The organism is Geminicoccus flavidas, from assembly GCF_009806515.1.
Taxonomy (GTDB): domain Bacteria; phylum Pseudomonadota; class Alphaproteobacteria; order Geminicoccales; family Geminicoccaceae; genus Geminicoccus; species Geminicoccus flavidus.
This window is the reverse complement of record NZ_WUJP01001131.1, coordinates 1-845: the sequence shown is the minus strand read 5'-3', so window position 1 is coordinate 845 and position 845 is coordinate 1. Positions and strand designations below refer to the sequence as shown.

The window sequence follows — 845 nt, the reverse complement described above, 5'->3', positions numbered from 1 at the left end:
TTGGTGGTGGATGGTGCGGTCGCTGGTGTGGCTGGTGGCGACGACCTGACTGGCGGGCTTTGCGGCCGCGATGCTGCCTGGCTGCGCGTGGGCGATGCCAGGAGAATACCGCGGCAGGACCAACGGACTGTTGCGGTGCCGGCTTTTGGTGGTGCTGCGTGACCGCGCCGCTCCAACGCCGACTGCCCCGTCGTTGTCCGACAGGGTCTGGGTGCGTGATTGTGTTTTGGATGCGGGGAGAGGATTTGAACCTCTGACCTTCAGGTTATGAGCCTGACGAGCTACCGGGCTGCTCCACCCCGCGTCGGGTATTTGGGTGTGTGGTGTTTTCCTTGGTGGGGAGCGGCGTCCTGCTGACCCGGCGGCGACCGACTTTCCCGTGTCTTGAGACACAGTATCATGGGCGCTGCGGGGTTTCACGGCCGAGTTCGGGATGGGATCGGGTGGGACACCCGCGCTGTGACCACCGGGTCGGCAGGACGTCGCTTGGGAGCTGCGGTGGTGGGCAGCTCCTTGGCGGTGACTGTGTGTGGGACGTTTTGGGATGCTTTGGCCTGGCTTGATGTGCCGGGCCGATCGCTGGGGTGGGGGATGATGAGGCCGGTCGGGCGATTAGTACCGGTCAGCTGCATGCATTGCTGCACTTCCACTTCCGGCCTATCGACGTGGTGGTCTGCCACGGCCCTGATAGGGAGACGTCGTTTCAAGGTGGGTTTCCCGCTTAGATGCTTTCAGCGGTTATCCCGTCCAGACTTAGCTACCCGGCTGCGCGGCTGGCGCCACGACCGGCCCACCAGAGGTCTGTCCATCCCGGTCCTCTCGTACTAAGGACGGATCCTTTCACG

Annotated in this window: 1 tRNA gene and 2 rRNA genes; all 3 read right to left on the bottom strand. The window is 64.0% G+C overall.

What is annotated here, in order from left to right:
• Positions 1–227: 227 nt before the first annotated feature.
• A tRNA-Met gene (locus EQG76_RS31430) sits at positions 228–304 on the bottom strand.
• Positions 305–356: 52 nt separating this feature from the next.
• Positions 357–471, bottom strand: a 5S ribosomal RNA gene (gene rrf, locus EQG76_RS31425).
• 120 nt (positions 472–591) lie between these two features.
• Positions 592–845: ribosomal RNA gene (locus EQG76_RS31420) — 23S ribosomal RNA — on the bottom strand; the annotation flags it as partial.